Origin of the sequence: Corallococcus sp. bb12-1 (assembly GCF_026626765.1) — a bacterium.
In the GTDB taxonomy this organism is placed as follows: Bacteria; Myxococcota; Myxococcia; order Myxococcales; family Myxococcaceae; genus Corallococcus; species Corallococcus terminator.
Window position 1 is genome coordinate 32,428 of the sequence record NZ_JAPNJZ010000021.1, and the last position, 20,997, is coordinate 53,424.

Consider the following 20,997-nt stretch of genomic DNA (forward strand, 5'->3'; position numbering starts at 1 on the left):
CGGGCGCTCCACCTCTGGCCTGTGCCCGGCCACCGTGGCGGCGGACTTCCGGTACTAGGAGACTTCATGGCCCGCGAGAAGAAGACCGAGTTCGACATCGTCCTGTGGGGTGCCACGGGGTTCACCGGCCGACTGGTGGCGGAGTACCTGGCCCGTTCGCAGGACGCGCACGGCGCGAAGTGGGCCCTCGCGGGACGGGACGCGGGCCGCCTGGAGAAGGTCCGAGCGGAGCTGGCCGGGCTGAATCCCGCGTGCGCTTCCCTGCCGGTCGTCATCGCGGATGCGAAGGACGCCGCCTCGCTGGATGCGCTGGTGGCGCGCACGCGCGTCGTCATCTCCACGGTGGGGCCCTACAACCGCTACGGCAGCGAGCTGGTGGCCGCCTGCGTCCGCGCGGGCACGGACTACTGCGACCTGACCGGTGAAGTGCACTGGATGCGCAAGATGATCGACGCGCACGACACCCAGGCACGGGAGACCGGGGCGCGCATCGTCCACACGTGCGGCTTCGACTCCATCCCCTCCGACCTGGGCGTCCTCATGGTCCAGGACTACATGCGCGAGCGGCACGGCGGCCACTGCGACCAGGTGCGCTACCACCTGACGCGCATGCGCGGCGGTTTCAGCGGCGGCACCGTCGCCAGCATGATGGACATGTTCGACGCGGTGAAGGCGGAGCCAGCGCTGCGCCGCGTGCTGACGAGCGCCCACGCGTTGGATCCGGAGCCCGGTCGGGGCACGAAGGAGGAGCGCGACCAGATGACCGTGCGCAAGAGCCCGGAGACGGGTGGGTGGACGGCGCCGTTCTTGATGGCCTCCGTCAACACGCGCGTCGTACGCCGCTCCAACGCGCTGCTGGGCTTCCCCTGGGGCCGCGACTTCTTCTACGCGGAGGTCACCGACTTCGGGCCCGGCGCCAAGGGGCTCGCGCTGGCCGCGTCCACCACCGCGGGGCTGGGAGTCTTCATGGCCGCCACGGGCGTGGACGCGGTGCGCGGCCTGCTGGAGAAGCACGTGCTGCCTGCTCCCGGACAGGGGCCGTCCGCCAAGATTCAAGAGAGCGGCCGCTTCGAGGTGCGGATGCTCGGGGAAGGCCTGTCGCCCAAGAGCGGCCAGCGCGTGAAGGTGGAGGGCAAGGTGGCCTCCAAGGGCGACCCGGGCTACGCGGCGACGTCGCGCATGCTCGCGGAGTCCGCGCTGTGCCTTGCCTTTGACACGTTGCCCAAGCGGGGCGGCGTCCTCACGCCCGCGTCCGCCATGGGCATGGTGCTAGTGGAACGTCTGCGCAAGGCAGGGATGACCTTCGAGGTCCACGACCGCACGGCGTGACGCCCCTGGTGCCCCTCGCCTTCATGCGCGAGGGGCCTGGCCGCGCTGCCTTCAGTCGCGCAGGTAGTGGCAGGTGTAGCCGCCCGGGTTCTTCACCAGGTAGTCCTGGTGGTAGCCCTCGGCGGGGGTCCACTCGCCCGCGGGGGCAATCTGCGTGACGACGGGGCGGGGCCACTTGCCCGACGCGTTGACGCGCGCCTTCACCGCCTCGGCCGTCTTCTTCTGCGCGTCCGACAAGTAGAAGAGGGCGGAGCGGTACTGCGTGCCCACGTCGTTGCCCTGGCGGTTGAGCGTCGTCGGGTCGTGCATGCGGAAGAACCACTTCTCCAGCAGCCCTTCGTACGTCAGCAGCTTCGGGTTGAAGACGACGCGCACCGCCTCCGCGTGGCCCGTCGTTCCCAGGTGCACGTCCTCGTACGTGGGGTGGTCGGACGTCTTCGCGCCGCCCGTGTAGCCGACCTCCGTTTCAATGACGCCGGGGATCTTCCGCAGCAGGTCCTCCATGCCCCAGAAGCACCCGCCCGCCAGGTACGCCGTCTCCGTGGTGGCCTCCGTCGGGGCCTTCGTACTCGCCAGCACCACAGCGCCAGCGGCGGGAGCCAAAGTGCCCTGGGGTTCGCCCGGGGCCGCGCGTCCGAAGGTCGGCAGCCACGCGCCGTAGCCCTTCGCGGCCAGCTCATTCACGGGGATGAAGCGCAGCGACGCGGAATTGATGCAGTAGCGCAGGCCGGTGGGCTTGGGCCCGTCCTCGAAGACGTGGCCCAGGTGGGAGTCCCCGTCCTTGGAGCGCACCTCCACGCGCACCATGCCCAGGCTGCTGTCGCGCTTCTCCACCACGTGCTCCTTCGCCAGCGGGCGGGTGAAGCTGGGCCAGCCGGTGCCGGACTCGAACTTGTCGCGCGAGGAGAACAGGGGCTCGCCGCTGACCACGTCCACGTAGAGCCCTTCCTCGTGATTGTTCCAGTAGGCGTTGCGGAAGGGCGGCTCGGTGCCTTCCTTCTGGGTCACCTGATAGACGGTCGGCGACAGGGTGCGCCGCAAGTCCTCGTCGGACGGCTTCGTGTACTTGCGGCCGTCCTTCACCTGCGCGGACTCAACGGAGCCGGTAGGGGTGCTGCCCGACGCAGCGCCGCGGGCCTCGGTGCACGCACTCAACGCCGCGAACAGGACCAGCGCCACGGGCCACAGCCGGCGCGCCACCGACGACGGGGCGCGGCGGGCGAGGGGGGAGATGGTTGGGGCGGACGACATGGACTCGGGCCTCCGGGCGCGCCCGGGGTGGGCGCTCCTCCCTGGTACGCGGGACCCCCAGGTGCGGTTTCAGGGATTGTCGAGTCCTAGGGGCAACCGGGCCTTCCCGCGCCCTTCCGCAGGCCCGGGCAGTGGCCGGGAAGGCAGGCCGGCGCTACGTTTGGCCAGCAACGGGAGGCAAGCCGATGGGCGAGGGACGCGGACCGAGAGGTCCAATCGGACGGGTGACGGGCATCTCGCGGGCCGAGGGCGCCAGCGTCGTCCTGCGAATCCGGGCGCTCCAGCGGGTGGAGAGCACCGCGGCCATCTCCTCCAGCACCACGCCCCGGCGCTCGTTCGCGGAGGTGATGGAGCGCCATGCGCAGGGGCTCACCTGGTCGGAGCCGCTGCCGCTGCCCGTGGTGCCCCGGGCCCTTCCGCCGCCCGTTCGCGGCCACGAGGACGCGGAGTTGATGCGCGCGGAGCCGGCCCCCGACACCTTCGTCGGCCTGATGTGGTCGAAGCTGAAGGGCTCCCGGTAGCCGGAGGCGGGCGCTTCGTCACGCGCTCATGCGCCGGTACATGAGGTCGGTGCGCAGCGCGTACTTGCGGCCTTCGGTGACCTCCGCGCCTTCGTGCAGCAGGTGGTGGTTGAAGAGCAGGGCGGTGCCCATGCTCGGCGTCACGGAGTGCCCGAGCGAGAAGAAGTTCGTCGCGCCTCCGTGCATGCCGTCATTCAGGTAGACCATGAAGGTGAGCAGGCTTCGCTCGTCACGGTGGCGCACGAAGGCGCCGTCATAGTGCGGTGCGAAGTACTGGCCCACGTCGTAGCGATAGCAGCGCAGTCGCTCGTTCGTCCCGCAGGACTCCCACTCGCGCTCCAGGCGGCGCGGCACGTGGGGCGCGATGCGTTCGAACAAGGTCGTGGCCAGTGCGACGTCGTCGAACATCGCCCGGGTGTTGTTGCGGATGTCGGGGCGCATCACGAAGCCCGACGACGTGGTGATGGGCGCCGCCGTCGGACCCACGCTCTCGATGCGTTCAATCAGCGCGCGGCACTCGTCGGCGCTGAGCAGGTGCTCGACGGTGACGAGGAGCGGGTTGCGCTCGTCGAGCTCCTCCTCCGGGTTCGGCAGGATGTTCAGCATGGGGACCTCCGAAGGCTCGGGGTGACGGGGCGCACTCGCGGCCCATGATGCCCGAAACGGTGGTCCTCGTGCCCCCCGTGTCCTGTCGGGACGCGCTACTCGGGGCTCGGTCCGGGCATGGCGGGCTTCGGGGCTTCGGTGAGGTCCACTGACACGCTCGGGGTGGCGGCACCCAGCAGCGCGGAAATATCGCGGCCCCGCGCGTTTGGCGTCACGAGGTCCGGCTTCGCGTCGTTGTTGATGCGGCCCACCGCGACCGCATAGGGCCCGTCCCCCGTGGCGAAGCGGGTGTCCGCGCCGAAGGTGCCGTCGCCCCGGCCCGGCAGGAGGGACACGGTGTCCTCGAAGAAGTTCGCGGTGACGAGGTCCAGCTTCCCGTCCCCGTCGAAGTCCAGGGGCGCGACGGAATACGGCCCACCCTCCACGTGGAAGTCCATGCGGGGCTGGAACGTGCCGGTGCCGGTGCCGCGCAGGATGGACACGCTGCGGTCCAGGAAGTTCGAGGTGACGAGGTCCAGGGCGCCGTCGCCGTTCACGTCCGCCACCGCGACCGAATAGGGCGAGTTGCCGGTGCGGAAGTCCACGCGGGACGCGAACCTCCCATCTCCGTGGCCGAGCAGCACCGACACCGTGTCCACGAAGTTGGCGGTGACGAGGTCCGCCTTCCCGTCCTGGTTGAAGTCGCCCACCGCCACCATGAAGGGCCCCGTCCCGGTGGGGGCATCCTTCCGAGGTGCGAACGTCCCGTCGCCGTGATTCAGCAGCACCGACACGGAGTCGGAGAGGGCGTTGGAGGTGACGACGTCCAGCAGGCCATCGCCATTGAAGTCGCCGACGCCGACGGAGGAGGGTTCACGGTCCACCGCGAGGTCGCTCCGGGGCGTGAACGTCCCGTCTCCCCGGCCGAGCAGCACCGACACGGTGCCGACGAAGTTGCTGGTGACCGCGTCCAGGCGCCCGTCGCCGTTGAAGTCGCCCACGGCGACGCCAGTGGGCATGAGGCCCGTGGCCGTGTCCACCGGCGCCGCGAACGTCCCATCCCCCAGGCCCCGCAGCAGCGACACGTTGCCCTCGCGGTGGTTGGCCGTGAGGACGTCCATGCGGCCATCCGCGTCGAAGTCTCCCAGCGCCAGCGCGCGCGGCCCCGTCCCCGTGGGCGACGCCAACGGCGGGTCGAGCACGGGCCGGAGCGCAGGGGTGGCGTCCGGCACCGCGCGCGTCAGCCCCATGCTCAGCAGCCCCGTCACGCTGAACAGCAGCACGCCAGCATGGGCCATCCGGTGGTGTCGCATGTCATGTCCCCCTCTGCGCCTTGAACCTGCAAGGCCGTACGAACATGTTTTCCGTGACATCCCAGTTCGTGGTGCAAGACTTAAGGCGCGACACCATGCGGGACCATGCCCCTGGAGGGAGGGGTGGTGCCGAGCGGGTGACAGACGGAAGACGGCCCGCACGCGCGGGGTAGTCTCCACGCTCCGCCATGCCCGCTTCGTCCGAGCCTCCCTCCGTGTCGTCGTCCGAGCCGTCGTCCGAACCCCATGGGTCGTCCTTCCGCCACGCGCTGGTGGTCACCACGTCGGACCGGGTGGACGGGGTGCTCGCACAGCGTGCGCGTGAGGCGGCGGAGTCGGTGGGGGTGCCGTATGTGGAGCGTCACCACAAGCTGCCCTTGAAGAAGCTGCTCACCGACATGGCGGACGCGCTCGTCGTCTTCGAGTCCTCCGCGGTGTCCCTGGTGGACGCACAGGGTGCGCTGCGCTTCTCGCCGGGGCTCGCGCACCTGCGCGTGAAGCAACTGGACGCGGGCGTGCCGGAGGACATGTTGCTGCGCATCGCAGAACTGCGCGAAGGGGAGCGCGTGTTGGACTGCACGCTGGGCCTGGGCGCGGATGCGCAGGTGGCCGCGCGGCTGGTGGGGCCTTCAGGGCGCGTCACCGCATTGGAGAAGAGTCCGGCGCTCTATCTGCTGGTCCACCACGGGCTCGCGGGCCTGCCGCGCCATCCGGCCGCGTGCGCGGTGGAGGTGGTGCATGCGGATGCGGCTGAAGCGCTGCGCGCGCTTCCGGAGGGTGCGTTCGACGTGGTGCTCTTCGACCCGATGTTCGAGCGCGAGCGCAAGTCCTCGGTCGCGTTCGAGACGCTGCGCCGCCACGCGGACTACTCGCCGCTGACGCGCGCCACGGTGGAGGAGGCCCGGCGGGTGGCGCGACGGGCGGTGGTTCTCAAGGGGTCGCGCTACTCACAGGACTTCAAGAAGCTGGGCATCACCCCGGAGCCCGCCCGGCCCAACGCCACGGTGTTGTGGGCGAGGCTGCCGGGCTCGGGGCTTCCGTGACGGGAAGGCTTGAGCGGGATCTGGAGGCAGCGCCCCGCTGCCAGGGCGCTGCCGGATTCCAAGCTCAGGCGCGCTTGAAGGCGCTCGCGTCCGGCAGGGCGCTGCCTCCCAGGTCCGCGCCCATGGCGGTGAGGACGCCGGAGAAGATGTCCGGTTCGTTGGACGTCATCTTGCCCGGCTGTGCTTGCCCGGTGCGCGCGTCGAAGCCGTAGGTGAGCGTGGTGTTCGGGTCCATGCCGCCCAGGACGGTGTTGCCCTTCACCATGGGGGACAGGAGCAGGAAGCCGTTGTTGAGGTCGTGGCCCGAACCGAACTCTGTGGCGTTGGTGGGGCGCGGGCGGGTGCGGCCGAAGTCCGTGGCCACGTAGATCATCGTGCGGTCCCACATGGACTCGCCCGTCGCCGCATCGAACGGCTCCGACTTGAGCAGGCCGATGAGCGAATCCACCGCGCCCAGGATGCGCGCCCACATGAAGGCCTGCCCACCCCGGTGGTCGTTGTGGCTGATGTCGAACGCGAGCGGCGGGTTGGCGATGCCGTTGGGCCCGCCCACCGCGACGTTGAAGTCGGGCCCCAGCGTCACCGACACGGACACGCGGTACTTGAGCAACAGGAACGCGAGCGCCGCCTGGCCCTCCACCGGGTCGGTGAAGAACGCGGGGAAGGCCGCGCGCAGCCGAGGCCCGTCCGGCGAGCTTTCCAGCCCGTACTGCGCCAGCGGAAGCTGCGGCGGCAGGTTGGGTACGATGTTGAGCCGGGTGATGAGGTCCATGCCCTCCAGCTTTGGCTGCTGCACGCTGCGCTGTTCGTTCCAGCGCTTCAGCGCCGCGCTTTCCTGGAAGGTGCGGCCGAAGATGGACCGCTCATCCAGGGCGTTGCGCGTGGAGCGCGCGAGCGCGATGACGTCCTTCGACGGCGCGTTGGCGATGCCGCGCGAGCCGTCCAGGCCCAGGGGCCAAAGCGACGGGTTGACCACGGTCTCCCCGAAGCAGGCCAGGGGCAGGTCCGCGTCGGTGCCGCGCTCGGAGTAGCCGCCGGTGCCCATGTTGACGTTGGGCAGCGGCATGCTGGCACCCCACTGGAGCGCGACGGCCTCCTGGAGCGTGCGGCCCCGCCAGGCGGCGTTGCCGGTGAGCGAGCGCTTCTGGGCGATGTTGTGGTTCACCGACGTGCCCACGGACGTGGCCACCAGCATGTCGTTCATGTGCTTCTTCACGAACGCCAGCTGGTCGGTGTTGACCGGGATGGGGATGCTGCCCAGGCGGCTGTTGTTGTACTTCACCGCGCGGAAGGGGCTGCCCGCCACGGACTGCACCTGCGCGTCCGGGAAGGTGTTGAGCGCGCCCGCGTTGGCGCACTCGGACTGACGCACGGCGAGGAAGCTGTCCACGATGGACGCGCCGCCCGCCGCCCCGATGACGATGAGGAACTTCGGCTTGCCGTCGAGCGTGTCTCGCTCGCGGCCCAGCTTCTCCTGCGCCTCGGGCGTCTGGAGTGATTCGCGGCAGCCGGAGAGGAGGGGGCCCAGGGTGGCGGAGCCCGCCGCGCAGAGCGACAGCGCGCGCAGCATCTCCCGACGCGACAACCGACCGGTGTGTTTGAGGGTCATGGACGGGGTTCCTCAGTAGAAGACGGCTTCAGCGGAAGAGAAGACGGCAAGACACGCGGCCTGCATCCACGCGACGCCCGGGTTGGGCGTGCCGGTGGCCTCCACGTCGCGCGCCAGCTGCACCAACGTGTCGCGCTCCTCCTGGGTCGGGTCGCGCAGCCACGCGCGGCGCACCAGGGACGACAGGGCTGTCGCGACGGCGGGGCTCGCGGGGTCGTTGAGCTTCCCGTTCGTCAGCGCCACGTCCTTGAACACCACCGCCGTGGCCGGCGCGTTGATGTCCTGGGCGATGCGCGCGTTGCAGGCGGAGAGAACCGTGCGCTCCACCGCCAGCGGCGCGGAGGCGCCCGTCACCGGGGCCGTTTCGTAGACGCTGTGCGCGTACGGATCCACGCCGCCCAGCGACACTCCGTGCACGTTCAGGCACGGGTACTGGCCCAGCTCGTTGCACACGGACGACACGGGCAGCTCCAGCGCGGCGGCCAGGTCGAGCGACAGCCGCTCGGGTCCCTTGAAGCGCAGGTTGCCCTTCTGGGATTTCGCGACGCCGCCGTCGTAGGAGGGCGTCACTCCAGGGTTGGCGTCAGGGCCCAGGTCGACGGCGAGGGGAATCTTGTCAGAACAACCCGTCAGGAGCAGGCAGGTGAGCAGCAGGCGTTCAGGGCGCACCGTAGGCCTCCGTGCGGATCAGGTCGTGCAGCATCTTCTGCACGCGGTAGTCGTGGGCGGTGCGCAGGGCCTGCCATGTCCGGACGAACTCTTCGTTCTCCTCCGGCGTGGGGGCGTGGCCCACCAGCAGCTTCCAGTAGTCGGTGACGGTGGAGATGGCGAAGGCGTCGCTGTTGCTCGCGACCTGGGCCCACTCCAGCAGGTTGTTGACGGGCTGCCCCAGGATGACGCCCTTCTCCGGCGTCTGCTTCAGGGTCTCCACGTCGTTGGGGAACAGCAGCTCCAGGCGGTTGGGCAGGTAGCGGTTGGACAGCGCTCCGCCGATGCCGTTGTAGTTGCGGTACGGGTACGCCAGCGGGTCGAGCGTCGCGTGGCACGCGGCGCACTGTTCGGCCTTCACGCCCTTGGCGTCGTAGTCGCGCGGCTCGTTGGCGACGCTGTGCAGGCCCTCCTGCTTCGCGATGTCCAGGCCCAGGTACGCGCGGTACATCTGCGAGGCGGCGTTGCGCGGCAGCGCGGTGAACATCACGAACGAGGTGAGCGTCCACGCGCTCGTCATGTTGCCGGCGCGGTGCGCGGCGTCCACCGTCTGGGAGGAGAGCGTGTTGACGGACGCGTAGGTGGTGGGGTTCGTGCCCGAACGCTTCACGAAGTACCGCGCGGTGAGGACCTCGCGGGCGTCGTGGTCGTCCGTCTGGGACCAGGTGAAGAGGGCGTAGTCGTCGTAGTAGTCGGCCAGGGGAATCTGGCCCGCGTCCTCGCCGGACTTGATGGAGCCCACGGGCCTGATTTTCGGGTGGGCCACCTTCCAGAGCTGCCCGTGCTTGCCGCGCCAGAAGTCGGACTTGAGGCAGCGGTCCAGCTCCTGGTCGATGAAGGCGCGCTTCAGGTCCTCCGTGCCCAGCTCCAGGAACGTCTGGACCTGCGCGTAGGTGGGGGACACGCCGCAGAAGTCGCTCAGCATCCGGCGGTACACGAAGCGCGTGTCGTACTGGCAGACCTTGAACTGGGGGTTCTCCCCGCCGCCGCAGATGCCGCTGGGCGGGACGCTGGTGGCGTCGCCGGGCAGTGAGCCCTGCTCGATTTCAAACTGGTTGGGGGCCTTGTCGCCGTCGGTGTCCTCGCTGGCGATGGCCCGGAGCGCGGCGGGCAGCGCCTGCGCGAAGTCCGCGTCGGAGAGGGGGCGAGGACTGCCCGGGAGCAGCCAGGTCTCCAGCGCGCTGCCGTACGCGTTCCGCTGGGGCGGGGTCACGTGGCAGTAGGTGCAGGCGGGCTGGGTGCCCTGGCAGGCGGGCGCGGTGGGGTACTCGGCGCAGAAGAGTCCGGGGCCGTTGGGTTTGGCCACGGCCGGGGTCGCGACCCCCAACAGCAATCCGAGCAGCAGCCAGCGGCTCGGGGTTTCAGGAAATGGGGGCACGCGGGCTCCGAAAAACGGGGGGCAGGTCCTCTACGGACACTCCAACCCCGTCATTCAGAAACAGTTTCGGAGATTCGTGCGAGTGGGGCGCTGTAGGCCCCCCTACTGGCGCTGGGAGACGCGCACCCAGTCCACTTCCATCGTCTGGGGCCCCTGGCGCAGCAGGTCCGCGGTGGCCTGCGGCACGCCGAAGTAGGGCTCCTTCGCGCCGTTGACGCCGGAGGGGTAGGTGCCGCCCACCGCGAAGTTGAGGATGATGAACAGGGGCTTGTCGAACGCCCACGCGCCGTGCTGCTCCACCTCCGCGCGCGTCGTGGTCTTCATCAGCACCCCGTCGACGTACCACTGGATGTCCGTGGGCGAGGAGTCGACGCGGTACTCGTGCCAGTCGCTCACCGGCGTGCTCGGGTTGAAGCGGCCGTTGATGGGCGTGTTGCCGGAGTAGCCCGGGCCATGCAGCGCGACGGACACCCAGTCGCCAAAGCCGACGTTCTCCATGATGTCCAGCTCACCGCAGGCCGGCCACCCCGTTTTCGCGATGTCGCTGCCCAGCATCCAGAACGCCGGCCACAACCCGGGGCTCACCGGCAGCTTGATGCGCGCCTCGACGCGGCCATGGACGAACTGCTGCTTGCCCGCGCTCTCCACCCGGCCGGAGGTGAACGGATAGCCGTTGTTGGACTCCATGCGCGCGGTGAGCTTCAGCGTGCCGCCGCTCACCGACACGTTGTCGGGGGACGTCGTGTACTGCTGCTGCTCGTCGTTCACGTGCACGTGGGTGTTGATGATCCAGTTGGATGCATCCACGGCCGTGCCGTTGAACTCGTCGGCCCACACCTGGGCCCAGCCGTCCGCCGTGCGGAGTGCTTCCTCGCGCTGGGGGGCGACGGGGGCCCCCGCGCAGGCCGTCAGCCCCGCCACCAGTGCCCATGCGCCCACGGTCCTGCTCGGTCTGAATGCCATGGCTGTGTTGTTCCTCGTCAGGTGTGTTCCGGAAGGGGAGTGAATCCAGCTGCGGACCGCGTGAAGAAGAGGGCAACTACTGGAGCGTCCGCCGGTCCACCGGCGCATCGGGAGCCTCTCCCCGATAGGGTGCGGTGGGAGGCAGCAGCAGCGATTCGTGCAGCCGGCCCTCCACGTCCAGCGACACGTCCACCGCGGGCTGGCGCACGGGCTCCACGCTGCCATCCGAGTGCAGGAGCACGCCGCCGCCCTGCGGAATGCCAATCCCCCGCGTGGGCAATCCCGCCTGCCGCACCGCGAGCTTGAGGCCCGGCCATTCCGGAGGTTCGTGCACGCTGATGAGGTACGGCGCCAGTCCCAACGTGGGGAAGGGTTCGCCCTCCTGGGGCAGGTCGTCGCACCACGCGCCCAGGCCCAGGTGCATCGCGCCCGCGGACACGCCTATCAGCACCGCGCCGGCCTGATGACGCTCGCGTAGCAGTGCGTCCACCCCGTGCGCCTGGAACGCCTCCCAGCCCACGCGCGGGTCGCCGCCCGCGAGCAGGATGACGTCGGCGCCCTTGAGCCACTCCAGGTACTCCGAAGAGGGCGCGGCGGGAATGGCCCGGCAGTGGGTGAGACCGATGCCCTCCATGGCCGCGGTGAAGATTTCGTAGAAGGCTGGCACGTCGCCGTTGGAGGCGCCCAGGTAGGCGGCGCGCACGGGCGGTACGCGAAGTTCCGCGCCGGTGAGCACTCGCACGTAGTCCAGGAAGGGGCGGCCCTCCACACGCCAGAACAACGGAGCGCTGTCGGCCAGCAGGAGCAGGGGCGGAAGCGGCATGCGCGGAAGGATAGGAGGGGCGGGGACGGGGAGCCACTGCCGCGGCTCCCCGTCCTGCTCACCGAATGCGTGAAGCGGGGACTACCGCCACTGGTAGGCGCGCACCCAGTCGACTTCCATCGTCTGGGGCTGGTTGCGGATGAGGTTCAGGGTGGACTGCGGCACGCCGTAGTAGGGCGTCGAGGCGCCGTTGACGCCGAAGGGATAGCCGCCGCCCACCGCGAGGTTGAGGATGATGAACATGGGCTTGTCGTACGCCCATGCGCCGTAGCGCTCGACCTCGCCGCGCAGCGTGGTCTTCACCAGCGCGCCGTCGATGTACCACTTGATGTCCGCGCTGGAGTAGTCGGTGCGGTACGTGTGCCAGTCGCTCACGGACGAGTTCGTGTAGAAGCGGCCGTTGATGGGCGTGTTGCCGGAGTAGCCCGGGCCGTGCAGCGCGCCGGAGACCCAGTCGCCGTAGCCGACGTTCTCCATGATGTCGAGCTCACCGCAGGCGGGCCAACCCACCGTGTTGATGTTGTTACCCAGGAGCCAGAACGCCGGCCACAGGCCCGGGCCCACCGGCATCTTGATGCGCGCCTCGATGCGGCCGTGGCTGAACTCGCGCTTGCCCGCGCTCTCCAGTCGGCCGGAGGTGAAGGGATAGCCATTGTTGGACTGGAGGCGCGCGGTGAGCTTCAGCGTGCCGTTGCTCACGGAGATGTTGTCGGGCGAGTTCGTGTACTGCTGCTGCTCGCTGTTCACGTGCACGCCCGTGTTGGGCGCCCAGTTGGCCGTGTTGTAGCTGGTGCCGTCGAACTCGTCGTTCCAGATCTGCACCCAGCGGTCCTCGCTGCCGCCGCCCACGATGCCGAAGGAGAACGCCTCCCAGCAGCCCGCCGTCGTGCGGTTGGCGTACAGCGGCGCGGTGCCGCCCTGGTTCGCATCCGCGGACACGAACAGGTTGTTGCTCTTCGCCTTCAGCGCCACGGAGCCGTCCGGGAAGGGCACCCAGGTGAAGCGCTCCCAGTCTCCCACCGCCGTGCGGAAGCCCGTCACCTGGCCGCTCGCGTTCGGATCCGCCGACACGTAGAGGCCCGTCTCGCTCACGCGCAGCGAGATGAAGTCATTGCCCGCGTCCCCCACCACGAACTGCTCCCAGCCCTGGAAGGTGTCGCGGTTGGCGACCAGCGGCGCGTTGGCGTGGATGTTCCGGTCCGCCGACACGTACTTCTGCGTGGCGCACGCTCGGAGCCAGATGGTCCGGCCCAGCGGCGCCGCGGTGGCCGACTGCTCCTGCGCGACCAGCGCCGCGGGCGTCACCTCGTCGGGCGCCGTCGGGGCCGGGGCCCCACCACACGCCGTCAGCCCCAGCATCACTCCCAGCGCCCACAGCCCCTGCGTCCTGCTCGGTCTCGAAGCCAAATCACCCTCGAAGGTAGGCCCGGACCGGGAGAACGGTCCGGGAGTAGTTCAAGCGGACTTGCATGAAAAACGAGGAAACCTCAAGAGTTTGTTCGATTCCTGGAGGAAGGGGTCGTGGGGACTGTTCAGCGGGTGCGCTACGGCGCGAGTCCGAGCTGCTGCATGTAGGATTGGTTGTCCCAGAACAGGTACTCCTCGGCCATGACGCCGTCCTTCCAACGGGAGACGGTGTTCATCACCAGCTTGATGGACTTGCCGGTCGGCGCGATGGAGGTTCCGTCCGGCAGGGGCATGGGCTGGGTGAAGGTGCCCTCCATGATGCCGACGACGCTCGTCCACTCTCCGGAGCCGAGCCGGATGGGGTGCACCTGGATGCGCGTGTCCGGTGCGTAGACGAACATCGCCTGGAGGTCCGCGATGTGGACGTCGATGCCCTGCGTCTGATGGCCGTCCGGCCAGTGGACGATGATGTCCTGCGCGTGGCTGTGCTGGAGCTGGTCCCACTTCTGGTGGGTGAACACGTCGAAGTCCAGCGTGTCGAACGTGGTCAGGTGCGTGTTCACCTGTGCTTCGGCCTGCTGATACCGCTCGAGTTCCTCCTCCGCGCTCGTGCACGCGGCGGGGCCCAGCAGGGTCAGGGCCAGCAGCGCGACGGCGGTGCGAGGGGACTTCCGCGACGGGGTCTGGGTCTTCATGGTGGGTTCCTTCCGGAGGGCAGCGTGGATTCGGCTCCGCGCTGCCGTGCTGACAGGAACGCAAGATGTCGCTGTTGCCAGGTTGCAACTAGCAGGCCTCCAGGCACTTCACCGTTGCTGAAAGGGAACGAACCGGGACGGTGGCGTGAGCGTCTGGTTCAGCTTGCTCCGGGGCCTGCGGAGAGCGGCCGGGCCTGGAGGTAGTCGATGAGGAAGTCGCGGAAGGCGGACACCTTCCTGGGCACGTGCTGGGCGCGGGGATGGAGCAGCGTCAGGGTGGTGCTCGACTGGGAGTAGCGCGGCAGCACGCGGACGAGCTGCCCCGTCGTCAGGTCCGCCAGGGCGAGGAAGGAGGGCAGGGGGGCGATGCCAGCGCCCGCCTTCGCCGCCTCGCGCAGGAAGACCATGTCGTCGGCGAGCACGTGCGCGTTCTTCTCCGTCAGGCCCAGCTCCCCCAGGTGCTTGAGCCCCCGGTAGACGATGAGGTCATGCTGCGCCAGGTCCTCGGGGGTGCGGGGCGCGCCCCGGCGCGCCAGGTACGACGGCGAGGCGAAGAGCTGCAGGTCGATGGTCCCGAGCCGCCGCATCCGCAGCGACGAGTCCGCCAGCTTCCCGCCCGAGGCTCGCAACGCGACGTCGAATCCCTCCGCGACCATGTCCACCTGTCGGTTCGTCAACCGGCAGTCGATGCGCACCTGGGGATACCGCACGATGAACCGTGCGAGGACCTCCGGCAGGAAGGTGGCGCCGAAGTCGTGCGGCGCGGTGAGCCGCAGCACTCCGGACGGTTCCTCCGTCCGCTCCGGCAGCGTTCCCACCGCCTTGCTCAGCGAGTCGAGCAGCGACGCCGTCCGTTCATACAGCGCGAGGCCCGCGGTGCTCAGCGACACGTGACGGGTGGTGCGGTGGAGGAGCTGCGTGCCCAGCGAAGCCTCCAGCCGCGCCACGCCCCGGCTCACGGAGGACTTGGGCAGGCCCACGCGCCGGGCCGCCTCCGTGAAGCTGTTCGTCTCCGCGACGGCCACGAAGAGGTTGAGGAGGTTCAGGTTCATTGTTCCACCCGTGGAATAGGCTGTTGCCCAAGAAGCCCCTGGTAGCGCTCCTGGAACACCCATACAGCACTTACGAACCCTCCTGGTCTGGGAGTCCGGTCATGCCCATCATCGACGTCACCCTCATCGACGGACGCACGCCTGAACGCAAGGCAGCGCTCATCCGCGAGTTGACCGACGCGGCCGAACGGGTGCTCGGCGTGCGCCGCGAGAGCATCCGCGTCCTGCTGCGCGAACTGCCGGCGGAGAACTGGGGCGTGGGCGGAGAGCCCAAGGCCGCGCCCCGAAGCTGATGCGCCCGGACCTGGTGGCGTGTCTGCTGTTCGCGCTCCTGGGGGCGGGCTGTAGCCGCACCCCTTCTTCCCCGACGGAGAAAACGCCCATGGCCTCGAAGCCCCCCACGCCCGCGCGCGTGCTCACCCTGCCTCCGGTCTCGGGTCGCGCCGAATATCTGGTGGTGCTGCTGCACGGCGTGGGCGCGAGCGCGGAGTCGTTCCTCCCCATCGCGCGGGCGCTGTCCTCCGACGTGCCGCACGCGGAGGTCGTGGTCCTGGACGGACTGCATCCGTTCGACGGGGCCACCGCGGGCCGGCAGTGGTTCAGCCTCCAGGGCATCACCGAGCAGGGCCGGCCCGAGCGTGTGCGGCAGGCTGGCACGGAGGTGTCCGCGTGGATCGACGGTGCGCTCGCGGAGCGGGAACTGGGACCGGAGCGGTGGGTCGTGGTCGGCTTCTCGCAGGGGGCCATCGTGGCCCAGTGGCTGGCGCTCCACCGTCAGCCGGCACCCATGGCGGTCGTGTCCCTGTCCGGGCGGCTCGCGGAGGACGGGCCCGCGGTCGCGGACACCACCTCCGTCCCCGTGCTGCTCGTGCACGGCGCGCGCGATGTCGTCATTCCCGCCCGGCTCTCCGAGGAGGCAGCGCGGGGGCTCGAAGCGCGCGGCGCTCGCGTCCGGTTGCGCGTGTTGCCCACGCTCGCGCATGGCGTCGACGGTGAGGTGCTGGAAGAGGTCCGCTGGTTCCTGCGCGACGTCCTTCCCCATCCCTGACGGAGGGCCGGGTGGGGTTGGGTAGGCGGGGGAGGTTTGATTATCCTCTTTTCCATGCAAAACAAACTTACCTGGAGCCTGGGTGCGTTGCTGGGTGTGGCGCTCGTGGGGGTGCCCTCGGCGGTGCTCGCGGAGGGGCGCCCGTCGTTGGTGAACACGCGCATCCGGACGCCGTTCGGTTCGAACGGGCATTCGTCGACGGTGGATGGGCGCGTCTTCATCGGGAACGTTCGTGAGGACTCCGCGACGACGACGACCACGTGGCGCGCGCGGGTGTTCCGTCCGGAGGCGGTGACGTACGACGCGTCGGGCCTGCCGTCGTTCTCCACGGCCTTCTCCGCGGGGAAGACGGTGGACGTGCACAACGGGGAGAACGCGCTGGCGTTCTGCTTCCCCAACCCGGCGCAGCCGTACACGCTGTCGGGAGGCGTCGCGGTGTACCAGCCCTTCCTCTTCGATTCGCAGATGTACAACGGGGACAACATCTTCCGCCGTCGCCCGGTGGACGTGCGGGTGTCGCAGCCGTTCACGACGCAGGCGGAGGTTGCGTCCTTCACCACGGGGGCGCTGGAGAGGCTCACCACCGTCACCGGCGCGACCCTCCGGGGCATCGAGCCGACGATGACGTCCGACGGCCGGCTGCTCATCTACCAGGGCGGGCCGGCGAACAACGGCGGCATCGACCACATGATGTACGCGTACAACCCGACGCCGTGCGCGAACACGGGCTGGAGCAACCCGCGTCCGCTGTCGATGATGTTCAACGACCCGAACGCGGGCGTGAAGCGCTACCCGCTCGCGTGGAAGAGACTGAAGGCGGCCACGGGCGAGGACTTCGGTGACACGACGTCCGGGGCGCTCGTCCGGGGCGCGTACGCCTGGGTGGACCACGAGGGGCGCAACCTCGTCTACATCGCCGTCACCTACACCGACGGTGCGCGGCGTGAAGCGGTGAGCCTGGTGGGCGCGGACACGAACTGGACCGCGTACCACATCGATGGGGCCATCAACACGGACCGCATGGACCTGGCGCACCTCTTCTATTCCGGGCCCATGTGGAACTTCGAGCAGGAGCGCCTGCCGTCGCAGAGCTTCCCCGTGGGGCAGAGCAACGAGGCGCACTACCTGCCGGTGACGAAGACGCACGACGTGCTGGCGCTCTTCGGCAGCAACACGGGTGACTACAACGAGGTGGACCTGGGCGAGCTGATGGATCCGTTCCACCTGCTCTTCCTGCCGATGAACGAGCTGGTCACCCGCGCGGGCGCGTACGACCTGACGCGCACGCCGGACCTGTCCGGTCACTTCTACACGGGCACGCTGGTGGGCAGTGCCTCCATCTCCCCGGACAACGCGGTGACGCGCTCGGCGCCCACGGACTCGCTGTGGCAGCCGCACGGCAAGGGCAAGGCGCTGATGGTGCCCGGCGGCAGCGCGCTCGCGGTGAACCTGACGGATGTCTCCAGCACGGTGCAGGGCGTGGGCGCGTACGTGAAGGGCCTGTCGGTGGAGTTCGCGGTGCGGCCGGACGCGGACATCCAGACGGGTTGCACCACCGGAAATCCGTACCGCTACCTGATGCAGAAGTCGGGCGGGCTGGACATCATCTACGAGGCCAGCAACCGGGTGAACTTCTCCCTGGTCGTCAACGGCGAGCGGGTGCGTCTGGGCTTCGGTCCCGTCCTGCCCGTGGGCCAGTGGAGCCACCTGGCGTACACCTGGGACGGCGTCACCGGCGTCTTCAACGAGTACCTCAATGGCGTGCCCACGAACCGCACGCTGCCCGTCGCGCCGGGGACGGCCCGGCTGGGCACGGGGACGCTCTACATTGGCGCGGGCGCGAACCTGGATGCGCAGCGCTGCCCGGTGAACGGCGAAGGGTCGTTCCGGGGCGCCATCGACGAGGTGCGCATCTTCACGCACGCGCGCTCCAACCGGAGCATCTGCATGACGGCGCACGGCGCGAACTGCCGCGAGGAGGCCATCCAGCACACGCCTTCCGCGGGCCAGTTCGTAATGAGTGCGCAGGCACCGGCCTGCACCGGGGGCGCGGCGCTGAACACGCAGGCGTGTGCGTCCGCGATGCACCGGGGCTGCGCGCAGCGGGGCGCGGGGGATGCGATGGCGACCACCTCCAACACGTGGGACACCATCATGCAGTTGGTAAGCAACCGTCCGCCCATCTCGCTCGCGGGCGCGCCGGTGTCGTCCACGGCCACGGACCTGACGGTGGCGTGCGCGCCCATCCAGCACCAGAGCGTGGCGGTGACGTTCGAGGAGCTGGCGCGGATCCACTCGGGCTGCACGGATGAACGGGTGGTGACGGGCACGCACTGCACCGCCGCGGCGCACCGCTTCTGCAACGCCCAGGGCTGGACCACGGGGCAGGTGTTCGAAGTGACGTCGCGGCCGTGGGTGGGCTGCTTCAACTCCGGCCTGCGGGTGGACGTGGAGAAGTCCGTGCTGGGGCCGGTGTCCAACCTGGGCGACTACACGCAGCCGGGCTCGCGCTTGGAGGTGAGCCAGTGGTGCCGTGCCCAGGGGTATGGGGCAGGCGTGGTGCAGGAGATTCCCAGCGCCACGAAGGCCCACGTGCACTGCTTCCAGCCGGCGGTGACGGCCACCTGGAAGTACACGCCGTGAGCGGTGGAGCGCCGCTGAAGCGCGAGGTCGCTTCAGCGGTGCTCAGCGGGGATCGGGTCATCCATCCTGACGGGTGGAGGGGCCGTTCGAGTGGATGCCTCCGAGGTCAATGCAGGCGCTCCTCCTCGGGGGAGGGGTGCTGAGCATCATGGACGAGAGAAGAAACGGCGGGCTGTGGTCGCTCACAGAGCACAGGGGCTTGGGGCGTAGGTCCTGGAGGCTTCAGCGGCGTACAGCCCAGCGCGGTCCGGTGGTGGGTGGGCAGCGGCCCTGGGTGTCGTGAATCGGTTGGCCCCCCTTGCGCACCGCCCTCTGGCTTGTCCGTGAATGCTGATGGGGGAGGCTCAGGCTCCGCGGACGAAGCGTCCCAACTTGTCCGACAGGAGGGTTGCGCGGAATAAGGGAGTCTGGGGGGAGGGTAGAGAGGGGGTGATGGAGGAAGAAAACGGCCCCCGCCCGCCAGCGAAGCAGCCGAGGCGGCGCATCCCGAAGGACCCGGCCCCTCGCTTCAAAGCGCCCGACAGAGAAGCGCTGGCCCTCGCGCAGCGGCTGGTGCCCCGGGAGCATCTGGCCAGAAGGGTGCAGCGCGTGGTGGAGCGCTTCGAGATGAGGGCCGTGGAGGCCCGTTACTCGGCCCTGGGCCAGAATGGGTTCGCGCCGCGTCAGCTGCTGGGGCTCTGGCTTTACGCCAGCCTCATCGGGCTGCACCAGGGGACGCGGGTCGCGCGTGCGTTGCAAACGGATTGCGCCTTGCGGTGGCTCAGCGGAGGCCATTGCATCAGCGTTGCGGTCCTCAACCGCTTTCGCGCGGAGAATGCCGGCCTCTTCCTGGCGGCACTGGAAGAGACGGTGCGCTGGGCCGTGGAGGAGGGCCTGGTGCGGACGCAGGAGTTGGGAATCGACAGCGTGCGTTTGCGCGCCCATGCCAGTCGCAGCCAGGTGCGCGTGCACTCGCAGTCCCTGCGGCGCTTGAAGCACCTGGGCGCGGTGGAGCTCGACTCCCTGGACGCTTGCCAGCGCGAGCAGCACTCGCGGCAGGTGCGCAAGCACCAGGAGGCGGTACGCCTGTGCGAGCAACGGGCCGCGGCCAGCGTGGTCCTCAGCAACCCCCGCGCGGCCCTCATGCAGTTTCCTGGCAATGGCGTGCACCCGGGGCACCGCCTCACGGTGGTGGCCAGCGGCGTCACGCAGCGACTGGTGGTAGGTGTCCTGCTAACGGCCTCGGGCAATGACAAGGGCCATCTGGAAGAGGCGATGCAGCGCACGCGCCGCGTGCTGCACACGGCCGGGGTGCCCCTGCCCACGCGGCTGCAAGTGGCCGGAGACTCCGGTTACTGGAGTGAAGAGGACCTGCGCTTCGCCGCCCACCAGCGCCCTTGCGTGGACGTGCTGCTCAACCCGGGCCCGGCCACCGGCCCTCTGGCCAACAAGCCCGGCATGCTCCAGCGCGAGGCGTTTATCCTCCAGCACGCGCGGCGGGCCGTGGTGTGTCCGGCAGGGCGCACCATGCGCGGGCCGGTGCTCAATCACTTCGACCGGTGCGAGGTCTACTTCGGCGAGGGCTGTCCGACGTGCTCCTTGCGTCCTCGGTGCACCCACGCCAGGCGCCGCACCTTCAGCGTGCGCTGGGAGTACGAAGGCGCGCTGGAGGCCATGCTGGCGCGCATGAGGCAGCCAGACGCCAAGGCCCGGTACCTGCAACGGATGGCCACCGTGGAGCCCGTCTTCGCCTCGCTGCAGCAGGACATGGGCTTTCGTCGCCTCTCGTCCCGGCACCCGCCCGCCATCGACGCGGAAGTCTTCCTCAAACTGCTGGCCCATAACGTCAGCCGGCTGCTCACCCGCAGCCGGCTTTTTTGTGTCTTCGTCCTCTTCGAAGCCCCTGCTCCTCCCCCTGCATCGCAGCCAGGCTGAACCCCTATTCCGCGCAACCCTCCAGTCGGACAGGTTCGGCGTGAAGTGTGCCCGGCGGACGCCTCTGTCAATGGACGCGCCCTGGCGTCCGCTCCAGCGCGGCGGTCGCGGCCACGGCTGCGCTCCGCAATGCGCGCATCCTTGCGGAGCACTTCGGGTCGCGGGATCGGGTAACGAATCCCTGGCGACCTGCTTAGCGTCCGGCTTGTCCCGCGCGCAGGGCGATGGCGCTCGCGCGCACGGCGTCCACGAGTTCGACATTGGTGAGCGCCTTGCCCGCGATGCCCCAGCCGCCGTCGACGGCTTCGTGGAAGAGCACCCAGGTCCGTTCGCGCTGGCCCGGCGCGTTCGCGAGTTCCGCGACGATGTCCGTGAGGCTCGCGGCGATGCCTGCGCGCTGTTCCTGGGTGAGGCTCTTGGCGGGCGTGAGCACCTGGATGCGGACCGCGGGGACCGCCTGGCTCCCGGCCGTGAGGCGCCCCCGTGGCAGGACGTTCAGGAACGCGCCGGTGTTCGCGGTCGCGTAGGGGATGCCCGTGACCTTCTCCCACTGGAGGACGCAGGCGGTCGCTCGCTCCAGGAGGGCCGCTTCGGCGGACTCGGGAAAGGTGCCTTCGGGGGCTGCGATGTCGATCATGGGCATGGCGGATGTCCTCAGGGGCCTATGACGGTCGTCATAGTCGCGGGACAGTGCTAATTAAGATGGTCGTCATAG

General features: G+C 69.5%; 19 protein-coding genes. 7 read left to right on the forward strand and 12 right to left on the reverse strand.

Annotated elements, in window-relative coordinates; genetic code table 11:
* Nucleotides 1–66 precede the first annotated feature (66 nt).
* Nucleotides 67–1,329 carry a saccharopine dehydrogenase family protein gene (locus OV208_RS26130; protein ID WP_267576618.1) on the forward strand — a complete coding sequence of 421 codons (1,263 nt, stop codon included), beginning with the start codon at nt 67–69 and terminating at the stop codon, nt 1,327–1,329.
* Nucleotides 1,330–1,380: 51 nt separating this feature from the next.
* Here OV208_RS26130 and OV208_RS26135 read toward each other — a convergent pair whose 3' ends face one another.
* Nucleotides 1,381–2,580 carry a bifunctional methionine sulfoxide reductase B/A protein gene (locus tag OV208_RS26135; protein WP_267576619.1) on the reverse strand — a complete coding sequence of 400 codons (1,200 nt, stop codon included), beginning with the start codon at nt 2,578–2,580 and terminating at the stop codon, nt 1,381–1,383.
* A 224-nt stretch (nt 2,581–2,804) separates the two neighbouring features.
* Between OV208_RS26135 and OV208_RS26140 the strand changes: the two genes are divergently transcribed.
* A complete protein-coding gene (locus tag OV208_RS26140) occupies nt 2,805–3,101 on the forward strand; it encodes a hypothetical protein (protein WP_267576620.1) in 297 nt (98 codons plus the stop codon).
* 18 nt (nt 3,102–3,119) lie between these two features.
* Here the strand turns inward: OV208_RS26140 and OV208_RS26145 are convergent, their stop codons facing one another.
* Together OV208_RS26145 and OV208_RS26150 are read right to left on the reverse strand one after the other, a co-directional pair.
* Complete coding sequence (locus OV208_RS26145; protein WP_267576621.1) at nt 3,120–3,707, reverse strand: prolyl hydroxylase family protein; 588 nt, start codon at nt 3,705–3,707, stop codon at nt 3,120–3,122.
* Nucleotides 3,708–3,802: 95 nt separating this feature from the next.
* Nucleotides 3,803–4,999, reverse strand: a complete 1,197-nt coding sequence (locus OV208_RS26150) for an FG-GAP repeat domain-containing protein (protein ID WP_267576622.1) — start codon at nt 4,997–4,999, stop codon at nt 3,803–3,805.
* Nucleotides 5,000–5,187: 188 nt separating this feature from the next.
* On the opposite strand from OV208_RS26150, the gene OV208_RS26155 reads away from it, so the two are divergent.
* Nucleotides 5,188–6,042, forward strand: a complete 855-nt coding sequence (locus tag OV208_RS26155; RefSeq protein WP_267576623.1) for a class I SAM-dependent methyltransferase — start codon at nt 5,188–5,190, stop codon at nt 6,040–6,042.
* Between the two features lie 64 nt (nt 6,043–6,106).
* Here OV208_RS26155 and OV208_RS26160 read toward each other — a convergent pair whose 3' ends face one another.
* From OV208_RS26160 to OV208_RS26195, 8 genes are all read right to left on the reverse strand, one after another.
* Complete coding sequence (locus tag OV208_RS26160) at nt 6,107–7,651, reverse strand: hypothetical protein (RefSeq protein WP_267576624.1); 1,545 nt, start codon at nt 7,649–7,651, stop codon at nt 6,107–6,109.
* A 12-nt stretch (nt 7,652–7,663) separates the two neighbouring features.
* Nucleotides 7,664–8,320, reverse strand: coding sequence for a hypothetical protein (locus OV208_RS26165; RefSeq protein ID WP_267576625.1), 657 nt, complete (start codon nt 8,318–8,320; stop codon nt 7,664–7,666).
* Nucleotides 8,310–9,737: a hypothetical protein gene (locus OV208_RS26170; RefSeq protein WP_267576626.1), complete on the reverse strand. Its 1,428-nt coding sequence runs from the start codon at nt 9,735–9,737 to the stop codon at nt 8,310–8,312. The genes OV208_RS26165 and OV208_RS26170 overlap by 11 nt, the downstream gene beginning before the upstream one ends.
* Before the next feature lie 102 nt (nt 9,738–9,839).
* Nucleotides 9,840–10,700: a glycoside hydrolase family 16 protein gene (locus OV208_RS26175; RefSeq protein WP_267576627.1), complete on the reverse strand. Its 861-nt coding sequence runs from the start codon at nt 10,698–10,700 to the stop codon at nt 9,840–9,842.
* 76 nt (nt 10,701–10,776) lie between these two features.
* Nucleotides 10,777–11,523 carry a Type 1 glutamine amidotransferase-like domain-containing protein gene (locus OV208_RS26180; protein ID WP_267576628.1) on the reverse strand — a complete coding sequence of 249 codons (747 nt, stop codon included), beginning with the start codon at nt 11,521–11,523 and terminating at the stop codon, nt 10,777–10,779.
* Nucleotides 11,524–11,604: 81 nt separating this feature from the next.
* Nucleotides 11,605–12,930 (reverse strand): family 16 glycosylhydrolase, encoded by a 1,326-nt coding sequence (locus tag OV208_RS26185; RefSeq protein WP_267576629.1) that lies wholly within the window; start codon nt 12,928–12,930, stop codon nt 11,605–11,607.
* Between the two features lie 137 nt (nt 12,931–13,067).
* Entirely contained in the window at nt 13,068–13,625 is a 558-nt protein-coding gene (locus OV208_RS26190; protein ID WP_267576630.1) for an ester cyclase, read from the reverse strand.
* A 158-nt stretch (nt 13,626–13,783) separates the two neighbouring features.
* Complete coding sequence (locus OV208_RS26195) at nt 13,784–14,677, reverse strand: LysR family transcriptional regulator (RefSeq protein WP_267576631.1); 894 nt, start codon at nt 14,675–14,677, stop codon at nt 13,784–13,786.
* A 101-nt stretch (nt 14,678–14,778) separates the two neighbouring features.
* Here OV208_RS26195 and OV208_RS26200 point away from each other — a divergent pair, with 101 nt between their 5' ends.
* The 4 genes from OV208_RS26200 to OV208_RS26215 all read left to right on the forward strand — a co-directional run bounded on the left by OV208_RS26200 (nt 14,779) and on the right by OV208_RS26215 (nt 20,282).
* Complete coding sequence (locus OV208_RS26200; RefSeq protein WP_267576632.1) at nt 14,779–14,970, forward strand: tautomerase family protein; 192 nt, start codon at nt 14,779–14,781, stop codon at nt 14,968–14,970.
* 89 nt (nt 14,971–15,059) lie between these two features.
* Nucleotides 15,060–15,725, forward strand: a complete 666-nt coding sequence (locus OV208_RS26205; protein ID WP_267576633.1) for an alpha/beta hydrolase — start codon at nt 15,060–15,062, stop codon at nt 15,723–15,725.
* A gap of 54 nt (nt 15,726–15,779) precedes the next feature.
* Nucleotides 15,780–18,368, forward strand: a complete 2,589-nt coding sequence (locus OV208_RS26210) for a LamG domain-containing protein (RefSeq protein WP_267576634.1) — start codon at nt 15,780–15,782, stop codon at nt 18,366–18,368.
* A gap of 432 nt (nt 18,369–18,800) precedes the next feature.
* Complete coding sequence (locus OV208_RS26215) at nt 18,801–20,282, forward strand: transposase (RefSeq protein ID WP_267571816.1); 1,482 nt, start codon at nt 18,801–18,803, stop codon at nt 20,280–20,282.
* Nucleotides 20,283–20,475: 193 nt separating this feature from the next.
* Here the strand turns inward: OV208_RS26215 and OV208_RS26220 are convergent, their stop codons facing one another.
* Nucleotides 20,476–20,925 carry a tautomerase family protein gene (locus OV208_RS26220; RefSeq protein WP_267576635.1) on the reverse strand — a complete coding sequence of 150 codons (450 nt, stop codon included), beginning with the start codon at nt 20,923–20,925 and terminating at the stop codon, nt 20,476–20,478.
* Between the last annotated feature and the right edge of the window lie 72 nt (nt 20,926–20,997).